The organism is Anabaena sp. PCC 7108, from assembly GCF_000332135.1.
Classification (GTDB): domain Bacteria; phylum Cyanobacteriota; class Cyanobacteriia; order Cyanobacteriales; family Nostocaceae; genus Anabaena.
The window spans coordinates 1,023,490-1,038,981 of sequence record NZ_KB235896.1 but is presented as its reverse complement, the minus strand read 5'-3'; the positions used below and the strand labels follow the sequence as shown (position 1 = coordinate 1,038,981).

Genomic DNA, 15,492 nt, shown 5'->3' with positions numbered 1-15,492 from the left:
AGTAAGCTATGCGAATGCACAATGATCTGAATTGATACAGATATGAATTTATGTTAAACTTGAATTGGAATAAATATTTGAATGTTATTTCAATGGAAATTACTAAACTGTCAAGTCAAGGTCAAGTTACTATTCCCCAAGTCTTAAGAGATCAGTATCATTGGGAAGATGGTCAAGAATTAATAATCATTAATTTGGGTGATGGAATTTTATTAAAGCCTAAAAAAACTTTTCCAGAAACCAAATTAGATGATGTTGCTGGTTGTTTGAACTATCAAGGAAAAGCCAAAACAATTGAAGAAATGGATCAAGCAATCGCTCAGGGAATAGAAGAATTATGGAATCAATGATTGCTATTGATACTAATATTATTGTTAGATTTATTACTAAAGATGATGATCTACAGTATCAACAAAGTTTAGCATTATTCAAAAGTAAAAATATTTTTATTCCTGATACTGTAATCTTAGAAACTGAATGGGTGTTGCGGTTTGCTTACAAATTTAAAGCTTGGGAAATTTGTCAAGCTTTGAGAAAGGTTTTTGGTTTACCTAATGTTTATTTAACTAATGAAAAGTTAATTTTACAAGTTATTGAATGGCATGAAAATGGTCTTGATTTTGCAGATGCTTTTCATTTAGCTTCCAGTAATCATTGTTTAGAGTTTTATACTTTTGATGAAAAATTTATTAAAAAGTCTCAGAGTTTATCTAATTCAATAGTCAAAAAGCCTGATTTGTAAATTAGTATATTTAAAGCGATCGCTCTTCATAAAATCATACCCCAATAGCGATCGCACTCCCAAACCATAAGCAAAGAGCGATCGCTCTTTCAATATATCAATATCTATCACAGGAGCTAATTATTTAGCTTTATCTCGTTCATATTCACAAAAAGGCTTTATTTTATCTATGTAATCTATACACATATTTAATAGGTATTCCAAATTATTTTCTTCCCTATTAGAATCGTTAAAAACAATCGCTATATTATGTAAATATGAAACTATTTGAATTAATCTTTGGTGCATATCCCGACACTCATAAGGAGTAAGGAGTATAACCTATCTCCAAGGATTATTTTTCTCCTGTTTATAAATTACTCAAACCACAGCAAACTCTGTCAAATTCCGAGTTTCAGGATCATGAAAAGCTACAACAATATCCTCTTTTGGTACACATTCCCTTAATAACTCAGTTGCTTTGATAGAGTTTAAATTATTCATTTTCCAAGCTATCAAAAGGATTAAGTAATTTTAACTCAGTAATCCAACGAAAATCATCAATATTTCTAGTAACAACACTTAAATCATGAACTAATGCTGTTCCGGCAATAATAGCATCTCCTAAAGACATTTTTTTCATTTGTTTTAGTCTTACTCCTTGCTCAATTACAGCTTGAGAAATTGATAAAATTTGAGAAGCATTAAAAAACTCCTCAAAATAGGTTTTGTCTTCATAATTTAGCTGATGATAACCCAATACTTCGAGACAAGAAAGAGCAGATACATAAGGAGAATGTTCAGCGATAAACCCCCTTAAAAACTCATTTTCTGCTTGTGCTGCATAGATAATAATATTGCTATCAAGTAACATCATTTAATCACGATTAGGAAGAGATCGATCTTGACGAATTTCTTGTTGCCATTTTTGTGGATCAATTTCCTCAAAAATTTTCTTTGTTGAGATTTTTCTTAACACTTCTGCCATTTTTTGACCATTAGATTTAGTTTTAGGTGTTGCTGTTTCTTCTAATAAAGTAATATGCACCTTTATTGAACTATCCAATTCTATTTCAGGAGTTTCATCAACCCATTGAATAGAATTATTTTTCAAAATAGCGTTAAAAGTTTTTAACATGATTTTTTTCACCTATTAATAATTAGCTAATCAAGGTGAGCTATTAAAACTCACCCTAACTTACATTATACTAACAAAATTTTCTCATTATAAATTACTCAAGCTACAGCAAACTCAGTCAACTTACGAGTTTCTGGATCATGAAAAGCCAAAATAATATCCTCTTTTGGTACACCTTCCCTTAATAACTCCGTTGCAATACCTTCCTCAGTCCAATCTTCCTCAATGTAAATCTTCTCATTTTTAATTCTCACATAAACCGAAATTGCTTTCACTCTTTTATTATTCTTCCAGCCAATATTAAACCAAAGATATTGACTTCTTTGATCATCAAACATTAATACCTCATCTATATCAGGATCAGGTACTTGTGCTGAGATTCTTTCATATTCAGTGAGGATTTGTTTGATTATATTTTGATAATGAGTTAGCTTGTCCATTTGATAATCTCCTCTTTATTAATATCAACAACCAACAATGAAATTTGATATTTTTGTAAAATTAATTCAATTGCTACTTGTTTAAAAAACTTCTCATAAATCTTTTCACTAATTGCTAAATAAACTTTATACTCAGGATGAGTCAGAGAAAGAAAGGTTTGATAAATTAGATATTGTCCTAACGCTGTTTCAAATTCACGCATAGGAGAACGACTGAGAAAACTTTTAATTTCAATAACTATTTTTTGTCCTTCTCTTGTTGCAGAAATTGTTTTTTCACCAGCTAAATCAGCAAGTAATTTAACTTCTTCATATTTAATTGGATAAGGATCAAAAGTAATAGTCCACCCATCCTTAATTAAAGCATTTTTAACCGCATCATGGTAAATATTTTTTGCTGGCATTATTACCCTGTTAATAACACTTGATTTTCTAGCATCAAGATAATAACATCTTTTTTACCTCGGCTAAAGATACTGAAAGACTATCTTTCTCTTCTTCTTTAGCATCACGCAAATCTTTTAAATCTTCCAAATCTTCTAACAATTCTTTAATCTTTAAAAATTCCTCATAAGGTAAAATAGCAAATTGTTTTTCACCATTTTTTGTTAAAAACTCAGGATGTAATTCAATCATTTTTTAAAACTCCAGTTATTCATAAGCTTTACTACGATGCTTAACCCTATACACGATTATAGTTTGTTCTTCTAATTCAAACAAAACTCGATAATCACCAACTCTTAAACGATATTCTGGAGTAAAATTTGTTAAGCGTTTTACATCTCCCTGTAAATCATCTTGCATTGCTTCAATTTTATTGATAATGCGTTCTCTTTCATTTACAGGAATTTTCTGTAAATCTTTAATAGCTTTGGGTTTAAATTCTATTTGGTACTGCACATATTCTAACCTTTTTCAAAACATTCAGGTGAGCCATCAAGACCCACCCTAACCTAAATTACACCAAAGCCGCCTGTTCCTCCTTACTAATCACCCTACCCTCATCCTCAAAACCAACAATTTGATCAAAGTTCAAATAACGATACAAATTATCAGCAAAAGGATGAATTCTCTCGGCGACAATATCCAAATATTCCTGCACATTAGGTAGCCTTCCCAACAAAGCACAAACTGCTGCTAATTCCGCCGAACCTAAATACACTTGTGCGCCTGTTCCCATGCGATTATTGAAGTTACGAGTTGAGGTAGAAAACACAGTTGTATTATCATCAACTCGCGCCTGATTTCCCATACATAAACTGCATCCTGGAATCTCAGTTCTGGCATTTGCAGCTACGAAAACGTCATAAACACCTTCTGCTTTTAATTGGTGTTCATCCATTCTTGTAGGTGGTGCTATCCACAAACGAGCATTTACCTTACCAGCACCTTCCAAAACCTTCGCAGTTGCGCGATAATGTCCGATATTTGTCATACAAGAACCAACAAATACTTCTTGTACAGGATCATTGGCAACTTCCGATAATAACTTAACATTATCAGGGTCATTTGGTGCAGCTACAATTGGTTCTTTGATTTGGCTTAAATCAATTTCAATTATTTCTGCATATTCCGCATCTGCATCGGCTGACATTAACACCGGATTTGCTAACCATTCTTCCATTTTCGCTACTCGGCGCATAATGGTTCGCTCATCGTGATAACCCCGTGCTACCATGTTTTTTAACAGGGCAATATTAGAACGCAAATATTCCGCAACTGTTTCTTCACTCAACTTAATTGTGCAACCAGCACAAGAACGTTCTGCGGAAGCATCGGTTAATTCAAAAGCTTGTTCAACTTTCAAATTTGGTAAACCTTCAATTTCCAAAATCTTGCCAGAGAAGACGTTTTTCTTGTTCTGCTTCTCTACAGTTAACAACCCTTTTTGCATGGCTACATAAGGAATTGCATTAACAATATCTCTCAATGTAATTCCTGGTTGCAATTCTCCTTTAAATCTTACTAAAACTGATTCTGGCATATCCAAAGGCATTACACCCAATGCACCAGCAAACGCAACTAAACCAGAACCCGCAGGAAAGGATATTCCTAATGGGAAGCGAGTATGTGAATCTCCACCTGTTCCTACGGTGTCGGGTAACAACATCCGGTTTAACCAGGAGTGGATAATACCATCACCAGGACGCAAGGCCACACCACCACGTTGTGCAAAAAAGTCGGGTAGTTCTTGGTGGGTTTTGATGTCTACTGGTTTGGGATATGCGGCTGTGTGACAGAAACTCTGCATTACTAAGTCTGCACTGAAACCTAAACAAGCAAGTTCTTTTAATTCATCCCTAGTCATTGGTCCTGTAGTGTCCTGAGAACCGACTGTAGTCATGATTGGTTCGCAAGATGTCCCCGGACGCACACCAGATAAACCGCACGCCTTACCGACCATTTTCTGAGCTAATGTGTAGCCTTTTCCGGTGTCGGCTGGGGCTTGGGGACGGATAAATAAAGTGCTGGGTTCTAAACCCAATGCTTGACGGGTTTTATCGGTGAGGGTACGTCCAATTAATAAGGGGATACGTCCACCGGCGCGAACTTCGTCTAAAATGGTGTCAGGTTTGAGGCTGAAGGTGGAAATAACTTCTCCTGCGGCGTTGAGAATATCACCTTTGTAGGGATAAATGGTGATTACGTCACCGGTTTCCATTTTGCTGACATCGCATTGGATGGGTAATGCACCGGCATCTTCGGCTGTGTTAAAAAAGATAGGTGCGATCGCACTTCCTAATATATAACCTCCGGCGCGTTTGTTGGGAACAAAGGGGATATCATTTCCTAAATGCCATAACACAGAATTGATTGCAGACTTACGAGATGAACCTGTACCAACCACATCACCGACGTAAGCAACGGGATGTCCTTTTTTCTTCAAGTCTGCAATGGTTTCTAAACTTCCCGGTTGACGGGTTTCTAACATTGCTAAAGCGTGAAGGGGAATATCAGGACGGGTGGTAGCGTGGGTTGCGGGTGATAAGTCGTCGGTGTTGGTTTCTCCGGGAACTTTGAAAACGGTGACGGTGATAGCTTCGGGTAATGTGGGACGCAGAGTAAACCATTCTGCTTCTGCCCAAGAGTCTACCACTCTTTTAGCGTAGGGGTTGGTTTTTGATAATTCCAAAACATCATGGAAAGCATCATACACCAACATAATTTTGCTGAGGGCGTTGGCTGCATAAGCGGCTATAGGTTCTTTCCCTTGTCCCCCCATAACTAAAGGTGCTGCTGACGATTCTGATTCAGAATTGCTGGAAACTTGAAGTAAATCAATTAAAGATTGAACATTGTAACCACCAATCATTGTTCCCAGTAATTCTACTGCATCAACTGGGGAAACTAAGGGACTAGTAATTTCTTCTTTCGCAATTGCTGTGAGAAATCCAGCTTTTACATAAGCAGCTTGGTCAACTCCGGGGGGAATGCGATCGCGTAATAAATTTAATAATACCTCTTCTTCACCTTTAGGTGGATTTTTCAGTAATTCACATAATTCTGAAGTTTGTTTTGCGTCCAATGGTAATGGGGGAATACCCAGTTGTGCGCGTTCTTGGATGTGTTGTTGGTATTCAGCTAACATGATTTAGCTTTTCTCCTGTAATGTCTTGTTTTCTTTATTTTATTGTAAGGGAATTGTTACAGGAGTTACGAATGGACGGAATTGATTATCAAGAACAGTTTATAGTTTAAAATTAGTGGATTTATTCCAGAAAAGAATTTTATTTATGGTCATTTTTTAACAACATTATTTAATGGTTGGGTAGGGGTGAACGGCCGTTCACCCCTACAATATAAATTAATATATGAAAAATATATCTAAACTTGAATCTAATCACCTATAATCCTGATATACATAAAGTTTAATCTTATGACCTATAATCCTGATATACATAAACGCCAATCAATTCGTCTTAAAGGCTATGATTATTCTCAATCTGGTCTTTATTTCATTACAATTTGTTGTTATCAACGTGAATGTTTATTTGGAAATATTATAAATAATCAAGTGATATTAAATAATTTTGGTGAATTAATCAAAGAAGAATGGTTAAAATCAGCATAAATCCGCAAAGAAATTGAATTATATGAATTTGTAATTATGCCTAATCATTTTCATGGAATTGTTATGATTAATCACGAAATAAACAGAGATAATAATGTAGGGGCGAACGGCCGTTCGCTACCACAAATCCAATCATCAGCACCAAGAATATCAATGAAACCAAAATCTTTATCATCATTAATGGCAGGTTTTAAATCAGCAACAACTAAGAAAATTAACGTCATTCGTAATACACCTCAAAATTCCGTTTGGCAACGTAATTATTATGATCATATTATTAGAAATGATGAATCTTTAACAAAAATTAGAAAATACATCCAAAATAATCCTTTATCTTGGGAAAATGATCAATTACATCCTAATAATCCTTCTAAATGGTAATTAGTACGATCTCTTGCTGAATATTTATTAATTAAAAATAACCCCATCCTGTAAATCCTAAAATCCTGGATATCCTGATTCTGACAATTTCATCCTCAAAAATAACCCCATCCTGTAAATCCTAAGATCCTCGATATCCTGGTTAATTTGTGATTCAGAACTGGTAAAAAAAGATGAGATTTAATAGCCCTGTTGGTATAATACTTTTTTGAATGTTATTGAATTTTCAATATTTTCCCCATCAAAATAGGATTAAAAAATATTTTTTCCACAATTCCCTTGTTTATGCACCTATTTATCAGATAAAATAATTGACCTGTTATCTGTCACACATTCCTTGTGTATATGTCCACAACCTACACCGTCGAAATTAACCACCAAGGCACAATTCATACCTTACAAGTGCCTGATAACGAAACCATCTTATCCGTTGCCCACGCTGCTGGTTTAGATTTACCAACATCTTGTGGTGCAGGTGTTTGCACAACTTGCGCTGGTCAAATTAGCGAAGGAACTGTAGATCAAGCTGATGGCATGGGTGTGAGTCCAGAACTGCAAAAACAAGGTTATGTATTGCTTTGTGTTGCTAAACCCCTTTCTAATCTGAAACTTGTCACCGAAAAAGAAGACATAGTTTATCAATTGCAGTTTGGAAAATAAACCTAAAAAGATGAAGTGGAATGAAGTTAAAATAAAAATAAAAATTTTCAACTCCACACTTCATCATTGATTCTAAAATCAGCTATTCTAGAAAACACAAAGCCACAAAATTTACCACTATGACTACTCATTTTATTACTGCTGAAATCGACCTTCAAGAAACCCCCACAGAATTACAAAAAGCCATTGAGACAGAATTGAAAAAACAAGGTGAACCCCTGCGTTGGGCTATTACCTCCGTAGATAAGTCAAAGGAAAAAGCTACAGTGGAAGCTGTTGTCACTAAGTAGGGGCTTTTAGTCCGTTCTACTATGCATCTTCCCTATACAGCTATTCTCATCATCCCTACGGGCATTGGGGCAGCAATTGGCGGTTATGCCGGAGACGCATTGCCCGTAGCTAGACTCATATCACAGGTGTGCGATCGCCTGATCACTCACCCCAATGTCCTCAATGGCGCTAGTTTGTACTGGAATCTCCCCAACACTCTCTACGTTGAAGGTTATGGACTTGACAAATTTGCCTCACAATGCTGGGGGCTGCGTCCCGTCCATAGCAACCGAGTAGGTTTGCTTTTAGACCAAGCCATTGAACCAGAACTCATGCTGCGACACCTGCAAGCCGCAGACGCAGCTAGAGCAACCCTGGGATTAACCATCACCAATCATGTTGTCACAGATGCACCATTAAACGTAGAATTGCGTACTTCTGCATCGGGTGCGAGTTGGGGAACAATTGGCAACCCAGATAGCTTATTACGAGCAGCTGAGATATTAATTAAGAAAGAAGGAGCAGATGCGATCGCAGTCGTAGCCCGTTTTCCTGAAGATATAGATGAAAAAGCAGTTCAGAACTACCGACATGGAAAAGGAGTAGACCCTCTAGCAGGTGCAGAAGCCGTCATTAGCCATTTATTAGTCCGCACCTTTCAAATACCTTGCGCCCATGCTCCAGCCCTTTCTACAGCCCCCCCAGACCCTGATTTATCCCCTCGTTCGGCTGCCGAAGAACTGGGCTATACCTTTTTACCCTGCGTTCTTGTTGGCTTAAGTCGCGCTCCACAATTTATTATTAAGAAGGAAGTTATCAATTCTTTACCAGAAGATATCTGGGCAGATCAAGTTAATGCCATTATTGTACCTGCAAACGCTTGTGGTAGCAGTGCTTTACTAAGTTTAAGCCACAAGCAATGTCAAATAATTACAGTCGCAGAAAATAAAACCCTCATAGAAGTTTCTGCTCCAGCGTTGGCAATCAAATCCATACAAGTAAACTCATATTTAGAAGCAGTAGGAGTATTAGTAGCTCACAAAGCTGGTATTAATACATCATTCATTAGTCAAAGAACAGAGAATAGGGAATAAAAAGTTTTTACCAATTACCCATTACCAATTACCCATTACTAATTACCCATTACCCAAACGCCTGTGGTTGAACAACAAAAGCAAGAACCAGAAATTCCTTACCTCACACGCATCCAAGTACTCGTAGCTATGGGTGCAACTGCGGTTATTTTGTGGATAGTCGCCAAACTATGGTTGCGCTTTGGCAACTTTCCTATATTTAAATTGTACTGGTACGAAAGGGATCTCTTCTTGGGACTGGGGTTGGGTTTAATGATCACTGTGTTCAGTGGTTTAGCTTACCGCTTTTCCCCTCCCTATCGTAAAAGTGCTGATTATTACCTAGAACTAATACTTAAGCCATTAGCTTTACCCGACTTGATATGGCTGGGATTACTACCGGGGTTAAGTGAAGAACTATTATTTCGTGGTGTTATGTTACCAGCTTTAGGCGCTGATCATGTAGCCATCATTGTCTCAAGTCTTTGCTTTGGTGTTTTACACCTGAGTGGTTCCGAACAGTGGCCTTATGTGATTTGGGCAACTCTTATCGGCATCATTCTAGGTTATAGCGCTCTACTCAGCGGTAATTTGTTAGTTCCAATTGTGGCTCATATCCTCACAAATTGGCTATCTAGTTATTTATGGAAAACACGTAAATTGGTTTAATATAGCAGGTGACAGTCTCAAAAGACTTTTCAGACTGTCACCTGTCACCTGTTAAGAGTCACCTGTTATAAATGCTATGGTTCTCACACTTCCCACTTGATCTTGTCAACAGGCTGATAAAGTTGCTTGTTTCTTAGAAATCATCAAGATACTGACTCAGACGACTAATTACAGGGTCAACTTCTTGCGGAGTGGGATTAGGAGTAGAAACAAAATTGTTAACTACTTCTGCTGCTGGTACTGATGAGTTTGAAGACTGATTATATACTCCTTGATTAAGGATAATTGCCAATTGTGCCACTTGTTGAGTAAGTTGCAATATTTGGCTTTCCATCGCCTCCAAACGGTTGGATTCCTTAGCAAAAAAACGTTCCTCAAGTCCAGCCATTTGACGTTGCAACTCACCGATTTGTTGTTCCATCGGCAGTGATGCTGTATTCGGAGAAGGTCGTACAGAGTCCGGTACACATAAAGCTTGCCATAGAGCCTCTTTACAGAGGTCGCTGAAAGTCTTTTCGGGCTGTGCCTCCAAGTAACTTTCCACCTGTGCCAACAAGCTTTCATCCCCAATTTCTGGATTGAAAGTGACGGATTTAACTACCTTTTTTGACCATTGGAACATCAGTTTTATTACCTAGCAGAGCGAACAGCAGACAATTGTGCCTCTCCGTAAAGATACTGCCCTAAAGCGTTAGCTTGGCGAGAGGGTGAAGCCAAATGGGCATTAATCTTAGCTTCTTTGAGCAGACGTTGAATATCTTCCCAGAAGAATTCTCCACCGCCACCAGTGATAATCACATCAGTTACACGCTCTGGCAACCAGGCTAAAACGCGAGAGCAAATTTCTCGTGAAAACTGCTCTGTGAGGTTAGGTAGAAAATCGTCTAAGTTTGTGGGCTTGCTTTCACCTTTAGGCCGATAAAAACGCTCGCCTTTAGGCTTATTAACCGCAGAAATCAGTGCTAGAGATTGACTATCAGCCCCGTGTATTTCGTTAGCCACCAGGTCATAAAACTTGTTCATACCAAAGTCTTCACTTTGAGAAAGACCTCTGGCAAAGCGGAAATTATCCACCATGATACAATCAATCGTTTGATGACCGATATCGACAATACCTACTGACATTTTTGTAAAGTCAGGGGCTGTTGCTGGTTTATTAGGTTGAGCTTCAGACCACAGCAAACTGCCATAACCTTCTGGCATTACCCAAACTTTAGTGATATTGAGCGACAAAGATTCACCCCGAAAATTCAATACATGGGGTCCGGTTACTAAGCTGATTAACTGGGCTTTTTCCCGTTCAAATTGTTCTAGAGACAGGAAAGGCAAACCGACGATTACAGAAATCTCGTCTTTGAGTTTAAAATAACCAGCACAAGCCAGAACTTTAGCTAGTGCGTCATTGACCTTAGATTGTCCGACTCCTAGATTTGCCCCAAAATCCGCTGCTAATTGTCCTACAGCATAGCCACTGCCTTGATATTCCAGCCACAAATCCATTAAAGGATCAGTTGCCTTCGATTCAAACACGCCACCTCGGATTTCATCAATTGACATCTGCTTGACATTGGCAGGAATGAAAGCCACATTCCCAGGTTCGCGGCTGACACAAGTTTTAGTAGAGGTTCTACCTAAATCCACGCTGAGAATATTTTTCCCTGAACTATTCGTTGGTGGCTTATTAGCATTGGGATTACTATTTAGTGGGGTTGATGCTACTCGGTTCATGGGAATAGCAGCGGCATTCATCGGGTTAGCTACTGGGGGTTGGTCTGTCATAAAAGCTCCTATGTGGTAACTTAACTGTAAAAACTTATCATGCCCATCTTACAAAAATACGAGCTATGAAAAATTCTAGATTGGGTCAAGTGTAACTAGAAATACGTCGAAAATTATTGTAGGTTATACCTGCGCTGGGCTACGCTAACGTGAATTTAACATTATTTGACATCATAGTGTCGGCGAATTTTGCACAGATGTCATCCCTAATAACCCATTAACAGCCTTAGTGCTTCAGTTTCTAGTTCCTTCTCGCTTGCGCTTGAATACCAAAAAAATATAAGAACTAGATCCCCAATCACTATGTTGGATACACGCCCAGAGTGTTTGTCCACAAGTTCATACTTAATACTTAATCAGCATCCTGAGTACATTAGTAGACTTATCTCAGTAGTACTATTCAGGATTATGTATTTAAGTCAGTTAGGGAGAAGCGAAGACAAAATCAAATTTTTAATTTTGTCTTGCTTCGCCATTGTTTAGGCAGTTGGAGTTAATGATTGTACTCTCGATTCCGATTGCCAGTCTAATGGGTTCCAAACCCGCTCTTCCACAGCCATCTGCTCGATTAAACTGGCTAACCTTAAAGCTTTTAGAGCCTGTTCACCACCAACCGAAGGCTGATTGCCACCATGCACACAGTTGACAAAATGTTCTAACTCTGCACTGAGAGGTTGAATATTACTAGTATAGACTTTTTCTATCAAACCATCTTGCCTGTAAAGGACTTGACGATGCTCATTGAGAGAATTGGTGTTAGTTTGGCGATGAATCAAAATTTCATTCTTGAGAAAATCTGCTTCAGTGAATGAGTTTTTGCAATGGGCGACAATACGGCGAATTTTGCGGTGAGTCACTTTACTAGCCGTCAGAGTAGCGACGACACCATTGGCAAAACCCAAAGTAGCAGTCACATAATCTAAATAACCAGAGTCTAGGGAACGAGTACCATTAGCTGTCAATTTCACCACGGGAGAACCAGCTAATTCTAGAAGTAGGTCAATGTCATGGATCATTAAATCCAGCACTACTGAAACATCATTAGCTCGGGCTGAATAAGGACTCATCCGATGAGCTTCTAGCGCCAGCACTTCCTCTGTTTTGAGGACTTGGCTCAATTCTCTAAATGCTGGATTAAAACGCTCAATATGACCTACTTGCAAAATACATTGAGACTCAGCAGCCGCATTCACCAGAGACTCAGCCTCGGAAATACTCGCAGCGATTGGTTTCTCAATCAAAACATGAATTCCGGCTAACAGGCAGTTGATGCCTACGGCATAATGTAATCGGGTGGGTACAGCAATACAGACTGCATCTACATGGGGTAGTAGATCAGAGTAATCTTCAAAAAAACGGACTTTGTATTTGCTGGCGGTTTCTAAGCCCCGCTCAACGTTAATATCTGACACGCCTATTAGTTCAACATCTTTCATTGAACTCAGGACGCGGGTATGATGTTGTCCCATGTTACCCACCCCAATCACGCCTATGCGGATTGCTCGTGGCTGGTTGCGCTGTGAATATAGATTTGGTTCTGCCACTGACATGCTATTTTGCACTATTATTTTCTCCTCAACCACCAAATTTAGAGCCGCTACGGTCGTTGGTCTTTATACTCAAGTACCATGTACGATCCGTCTAAAACCATCCAGATGGTAACATAGTGGTTCTATTTATGAAGAATTTCAAAGTTTGTGTTCAGTTCCCACTATCTGGCTATCTTTTGGATAGATAGTTCTTCATTAGTCTACTTTTTGTAAATTACAAAAAAGACAATGTGTTGTTTTGTTGACTTTACAAGCTCTGTAAGACTTAAGTGTAAATTCACAGGTGGTAGTCAGGTAGTTAATTACTGAGATAATTACCTATTTTTACCCTTAGTAAATTAATCACGCTTATTGCTAGTAAAATTACAAACAGTTTAATAACTAATGCTGTAAGTATAATCTTCAGCAAAATAGTTACATCCGATACCGGGAATTAGTTTATTTTCATATTTACTGTTTAGCTTGTTGCATTTTGTTGATTGTCTCACCTTTTGGGTGAAATTGGTGTTAATGATTTTCTGGGGCTGTTTTGAGTGATGAAAGCTGTAATTCTGTTGTCTGGGGGATTAGATTCTTCTACAGTTCTCTACCAAGCAAGGGCGGATGGTTGTGAATGTTACGCCATTTCCTTTGATTATCAGCAGCGACACCAACGAGAGTTACAGTCGGCCTTGCTGATTGCTCAAGCATTTGGGGTAGTAAAACATCAGGTAGTGAATTTTGATTTACGGCTATGGGGTGGTTCAGCGCTCACGGATAATGCGATCGCTCTACCTCAGGAACGGTCTTTAGATGAAATGTCTCAAAACATTCCTGTCACCTACGTCCCTGCCCGTAATACCATCTTTTTAAGCTTTGCTTTGGGCTATGCTGAAACTATAGGCGCTCAACGTGTCTACATCGGCGTGAATGCCTTAGATTACTCTGGATATCCTGATTGTCGTCTTGATTATATCCAAGCTATGCAAGAAGTCTTTCGCTTGGGAACCAAACAAGGACGAGAAGGAGAACCAATTGAAATTGTTGCACCGCTGATTAATTTGAAAAAAACTGAAATTATCCAATTAGGCAACCAGTTGGGTGTACCTTGGGAGCTAACTTGGTCTTGCTATGCTGGTGGTGATGTTGCCTGTGGTGTCTGTGATTCCTGTCGGTTGCGTTTAGCAGCTTTCGCTGAATTGGGATTACATGATTTAGTTCCTTATGCTCAGTACTGAGTGCTGAGTGCTGAGTATTGAGTGCTGAGTGCTGAGTATTGAGTTCAGGAGAAAGAATTAACTATTGCAAAACTGAATTACGAATGACGAATTATGTAATTTTTTTCCCTTGCTCTCTGCCTCCCCCACTTCTTCTACCTGTCACCTTCTAAACGTCGAATTTGAATTTGGTGTAGGCGTGGTCCAATGACTAACATGACGGTGAATTCAAGATTTTCATAGTTGAAGATTTCCCCTTTAGTGGGGATCTTTTGCCATTGATATAGCAAAAAGCCGCCCAAGGTCTGATATTCCCTCATCAATGGTAAATTGAGATGTAAAACTTCGTTGAGTTCTTCTAGATTTACCTGTGCTTGCACTAAAAATGTTTGCTTGTCTACCATTTGGATCAGCAAGTCGTCGCTGCTTTCCGATTCACCTGCATTACCAATAATTTCGGCAATTACATCTTGGATGGTCACCAATCCTACAGTACCGCCAAATTCATTCACTACCATCACCATAGCTGGTTTCTCTTGCTGCATCATTGGCAATAGTTCACTCAAAAGTGTCTGTTCAGGGACAAACCGGGGGGGACGCATCCAAGATTGGATTTGTGTCTCTAAACTCAGCTTTCCCGCAGCTAAAGGTTGTGCTAAATCTTGAAAATAAACAATGCCAAGAATGTCATCTAAAGATTCGCCAATAATGGGATAACGGGAATGACCAATGGATGTAATTTGCTGAAGTAATATCCCAAAGGTGGCATCTTCTGGTAAAGCGATAATGCTGGTACGGGGAATCATCACATCTTCTGCTGTTATATCTCCAAACTCAAAGACGTTATTCAACAGTTGTCGCTCTGATGACTCTAAACCTGTGGATTCTCTTTCTGTTGATATAATCAGTTGTAATTCTTCCGGGGTGACTGGGGGTCTCCAACTTTGTCCTGTATATTGAATACCAAATAATCGCAATAGGTAGCGAGTGGATTGGTTGAGAATCCAAATAAAAGGACTGAAAAAACGGACAATCGCTTTAACTGAAGGTGCCAAAAACCTTGCCAGCTGTTCTGAATACAGCATAGCCACCGATTTAGGAAATAGTTCCCCGAATACAATTTGCAAATAAGCAATCAAGAAGAAAGTAATCGGCACTGATAGGGAATGAGCAAAGAAGTTACTCACTCCTATGGGTAAAGACCAGGATTTTAACCAGGCATCCATCAGTACAACAATCGTACCTTCTCCAATCCAACCTAATGCCAAACTAGAGAGAGTAATCCCTAACTGGGCAGTAGATAGCAGCCTGTCAATACTACGTTGTAACATTTCCACTGCGATCGCTGGCATATCACCAGCCTGAACCAGCTGGTGGATACGTGTTCGTCGCACTGTCACCATTGAGAACTCCGCCGTGACAAAAAAGGCATTAATAGCAATCAGCAGTAGCACTGATAACAATCGTAACCCTACATCTGTCCAACTTAAATTAGGAAAACCACTCACCGCTAAAGCTCGTGTAAAAATTACGCCGATACTAA

General features: G+C 38.7%; 22 protein-coding genes. 9 read left to right on the top strand and 13 right to left on the bottom strand.

Features of this window, described 5'->3' with window-relative positions; all coding sequences use genetic code 11:
* Positions 1-50: 50 nt before the first annotated feature.
* Positions 51-350, top strand: a complete 300-nt coding sequence (locus ANA7108_RS0105390) for an AbrB/MazE/SpoVT family DNA-binding domain-containing protein (RefSeq protein WP_016949748.1) — start codon at positions 51-53, stop codon at positions 348-350.
* Positions 338-742, top strand: a complete 405-nt coding sequence (locus ANA7108_RS0105385) for a type II toxin-antitoxin system VapC family toxin (RefSeq protein ID WP_016949747.1) — start codon at positions 338-340, stop codon at positions 740-742. Before ANA7108_RS0105390 ends, ANA7108_RS0105385 begins: the two co-directional genes overlap by 13 nt.
* On the opposite strand, the gene ANA7108_RS30085 is transcribed toward ANA7108_RS0105385, so the two are convergent.
* The 9 genes from ANA7108_RS30085 to acnB all read right to left on the bottom strand — a co-directional run bounded on the left by ANA7108_RS30085 (position 716) and on the right by acnB (position 5,888).
* Positions 716-853 carry a hypothetical protein gene (locus tag ANA7108_RS30085; protein WP_158318341.1) on the bottom strand — a complete coding sequence of 46 codons (138 nt, stop codon included), beginning with the start codon at positions 851-853 and terminating at the stop codon, positions 716-718. The genes ANA7108_RS0105385 and ANA7108_RS30085 overlap by 27 nt on opposite strands.
* 249 nt (positions 854-1,102) lie before the next feature.
* Positions 1,103-1,225: an element excision factor XisI family protein gene (locus tag ANA7108_RS28585; protein ID WP_016949746.1), complete on the bottom strand. Its 123-nt coding sequence runs from the start codon at positions 1,223-1,225 to the stop codon at positions 1,103-1,105.
* Entirely contained in the window at positions 1,218-1,598 is a 381-nt protein-coding gene (locus tag ANA7108_RS0105375) for a type II toxin-antitoxin system VapC family toxin (protein WP_016949745.1), read from the bottom strand. Before ANA7108_RS0105375 ends, ANA7108_RS28585 begins: the two co-directional genes overlap by 8 nt.
* On the bottom strand, positions 1,599-1,859 hold the full coding sequence (locus tag ANA7108_RS0105370; protein WP_016949744.1) for a hypothetical protein: 261 nt from the start codon (positions 1,857-1,859) through the stop codon (positions 1,599-1,601).
* A gap of 98 nt (positions 1,860-1,957) precedes the next feature.
* Positions 1,958-2,299 (bottom strand): XisI protein, encoded by a 342-nt coding sequence (locus tag ANA7108_RS0105365; protein ID WP_016949743.1) that lies wholly within the window; start codon positions 2,297-2,299, stop codon positions 1,958-1,960.
* Positions 2,287-2,703, bottom strand: a complete 417-nt coding sequence (locus tag ANA7108_RS0105360; protein ID WP_016949742.1) for a XisH family protein — start codon at positions 2,701-2,703, stop codon at positions 2,287-2,289. The genes ANA7108_RS0105365 and ANA7108_RS0105360 overlap by 13 nt, the downstream gene beginning before the upstream one ends.
* A gap of 34 nt (positions 2,704-2,737) precedes the next feature.
* Positions 2,738-2,935 (bottom strand): hypothetical protein, encoded by a 198-nt coding sequence (locus ANA7108_RS0105355; protein WP_016949741.1) that lies wholly within the window; start codon positions 2,933-2,935, stop codon positions 2,738-2,740.
* Positions 2,936-2,950: 15 nt separating this feature from the next.
* Positions 2,951-3,199 (bottom strand): type II toxin-antitoxin system RelE/ParE family toxin, encoded by a 249-nt coding sequence (locus tag ANA7108_RS0105350; RefSeq protein ID WP_016949740.1) that lies wholly within the window; start codon positions 3,197-3,199, stop codon positions 2,951-2,953.
* Between the two features lie 58 nt (positions 3,200-3,257).
* The gene (acnB, locus tag ANA7108_RS0105345; RefSeq protein WP_016949739.1) at positions 3,258-5,888 is read right to left on the bottom strand and encodes a bifunctional aconitate hydratase 2/2-methylisocitrate dehydratase; all 2,631 of its coding nucleotides are present in this window, start codon (positions 5,886-5,888) and stop codon (positions 3,258-3,260) included.
* 288 nt (positions 5,889-6,176) lie between these two features.
* On the opposite strand from acnB, the gene ANA7108_RS30825 reads away from it, so the two are divergent.
* The 6 genes from ANA7108_RS30825 (at position 6,177) to ANA7108_RS0105320 (ending at position 9,424) form a co-directional block, all read left to right on the top strand.
* Positions 6,177-6,371 (top strand): hypothetical protein, encoded by a 195-nt coding sequence (locus ANA7108_RS30825; RefSeq protein ID WP_016949738.1) that lies wholly within the window; start codon positions 6,177-6,179, stop codon positions 6,369-6,371.
* Positions 6,372-6,752 (top strand): transposase, encoded by a 381-nt coding sequence (locus ANA7108_RS30820; RefSeq protein ID WP_369750735.1) that lies wholly within the window; start codon positions 6,372-6,374, stop codon positions 6,750-6,752. It abuts the gene before it with no gap.
* 345 nt (positions 6,753-7,097) lie between these two features.
* A complete protein-coding gene (locus tag ANA7108_RS0105335; RefSeq protein ID WP_016949736.1) occupies positions 7,098-7,412 on the top strand; it encodes a 2Fe-2S iron-sulfur cluster-binding protein in 315 nt (104 codons plus the stop codon).
* A 119-nt stretch (positions 7,413-7,531) separates the two neighbouring features.
* A complete protein-coding gene (locus ANA7108_RS30450; RefSeq protein ID WP_016949735.1) occupies positions 7,532-7,702 on the top strand; it encodes a hypothetical protein in 171 nt (56 codons plus the stop codon).
* Between the two features lie 21 nt (positions 7,703-7,723).
* Entirely contained in the window at positions 7,724-8,776 is a 1,053-nt protein-coding gene (locus tag ANA7108_RS0105325) for a DUF3326 domain-containing protein (protein WP_016949734.1), read from the top strand.
* Positions 8,777-8,839: 63 nt separating this feature from the next.
* Positions 8,840-9,424 (top strand): CPBP family intramembrane glutamic endopeptidase, encoded by a 585-nt coding sequence (locus ANA7108_RS0105320; RefSeq protein ID WP_016949733.1) that lies wholly within the window; start codon positions 8,840-8,842, stop codon positions 9,422-9,424.
* Between the two features lie 133 nt (positions 9,425-9,557).
* Here ANA7108_RS0105320 and ANA7108_RS0105315 read toward each other — a convergent pair whose 3' ends face one another.
* The 3 genes from ANA7108_RS0105315 to ANA7108_RS0105305 all read right to left on the bottom strand — a co-directional run bounded on the left by ANA7108_RS0105315 (position 9,558) and on the right by ANA7108_RS0105305 (position 12,765).
* Complete coding sequence (locus ANA7108_RS0105315; RefSeq protein ID WP_016949732.1) at positions 9,558-10,046, bottom strand: hypothetical protein; 489 nt, start codon at positions 10,044-10,046, stop codon at positions 9,558-9,560.
* Positions 10,047-10,054: 8 nt separating this feature from the next.
* On the bottom strand, positions 10,055-11,203 hold the full coding sequence (locus ANA7108_RS0105310; RefSeq protein WP_016949731.1) for a ParM/StbA family protein: 1,149 nt from the start codon (positions 11,201-11,203) through the stop codon (positions 10,055-10,057).
* Between the two features lie 479 nt (positions 11,204-11,682).
* The gene (locus ANA7108_RS0105305) at positions 11,683-12,765 is read right to left on the bottom strand and encodes a Gfo/Idh/MocA family protein (RefSeq protein ID WP_026103997.1); all 1,083 of its coding nucleotides are present in this window, start codon (positions 12,763-12,765) and stop codon (positions 11,683-11,685) included.
* 524 nt (positions 12,766-13,289) lie between these two features.
* Here ANA7108_RS0105305 and queC point away from each other — a divergent pair.
* A complete protein-coding gene (gene queC / locus ANA7108_RS0105300) occupies positions 13,290-13,970 on the top strand; it encodes a 7-cyano-7-deazaguanine synthase QueC (RefSeq protein ID WP_016949729.1) in 681 nt (226 codons plus the stop codon).
* A 134-nt stretch (positions 13,971-14,104) separates the two neighbouring features.
* Here the strand turns inward: queC and ANA7108_RS0105295 are convergent, their stop codons facing one another.
* A complete protein-coding gene (locus ANA7108_RS0105295) occupies positions 14,105-15,457 on the bottom strand; it encodes a hemolysin family protein (protein WP_016949728.1) in 1,353 nt (450 codons plus the stop codon).
* Between the last annotated feature and the right edge of the window lie 35 nt (positions 15,458-15,492).

Excerpts from the sequence above, each read along its gene's own strand:
- ANA7108_RS0105360 (WP_016949742.1), bottom strand. The coding sequence starts at position 2,703 with ATGCCAGCAAAAAATATTTACCATGATGCGGTTAAAAATGCTTTAATT.
- ANA7108_RS0105335 (WP_016949736.1), top strand. The coding sequence starts at position 7,098 with ATGTCCACAACCTACACCGTCGAAATTAACCACCAAGGCACAATTCAT.
- ANA7108_RS28585 (WP_016949746.1), bottom strand. The coding sequence starts at position 1,225 with ATGAATAATTTAAACTCTATCAAAGCAACTGAGTTATTAAGGGAATGT.
- ANA7108_RS30825 (WP_016949738.1), top strand. The coding sequence starts at position 6,177 with ATGACCTATAATCCTGATATACATAAACGCCAATCAATTCGTCTTAAA.
- ANA7108_RS0105365 (WP_016949743.1), bottom strand. The coding sequence starts at position 2,299 with ATGGACAAGCTAACTCATTATCAAAATATAATCAAACAAATCCTCACT.
- ANA7108_RS0105325 (WP_016949734.1), top strand. The coding sequence starts at position 7,724 with ATGCATCTTCCCTATACAGCTATTCTCATCATCCCTACGGGCATTGGG.
- ANA7108_RS0105390 (WP_016949748.1), top strand. The coding sequence starts at position 51 with ATGTTAAACTTGAATTGGAATAAATATTTGAATGTTATTTCAATGGAA.
- ANA7108_RS0105375 (WP_016949745.1), bottom strand. The coding sequence starts at position 1,598 with ATGATGTTACTTGATAGCAATATTATTATCTATGCAGCACAAGCAGAA.
- ANA7108_RS0105385 (WP_016949747.1), top strand. The coding sequence starts at position 338 with ATGGAATCAATGATTGCTATTGATACTAATATTATTGTTAGATTTATT.
- acnB (WP_016949739.1), bottom strand. The coding sequence starts at position 5,888 with ATGTTAGCTGAATACCAACAACACATCCAAGAACGCGCACAACTGGGT.
- ANA7108_RS0105315 (WP_016949732.1), bottom strand. The coding sequence starts at position 10,046 with ATGTTCCAATGGTCAAAAAAGGTAGTTAAATCCGTCACTTTCAATCCA.
- ANA7108_RS0105310 (WP_016949731.1), bottom strand. The coding sequence starts at position 11,203 with ATGACAGACCAACCCCCAGTAGCTAACCCGATGAATGCCGCTGCTATT.
- queC (WP_016949729.1), top strand. The coding sequence starts at position 13,290 with ATGAAAGCTGTAATTCTGTTGTCTGGGGGATTAGATTCTTCTACAGTT.
- ANA7108_RS0105370 (WP_016949744.1), bottom strand. The coding sequence starts at position 1,859 with ATGTTAAAAACTTTTAACGCTATTTTGAAAAATAATTCTATTCAATGG.
- ANA7108_RS0105355 (WP_016949741.1), bottom strand. The coding sequence starts at position 2,935 with ATGATTGAATTACATCCTGAGTTTTTAACAAAAAATGGTGAAAAACAA.
- ANA7108_RS30450 (WP_016949735.1), top strand. The coding sequence starts at position 7,532 with ATGACTACTCATTTTATTACTGCTGAAATCGACCTTCAAGAAACCCCC.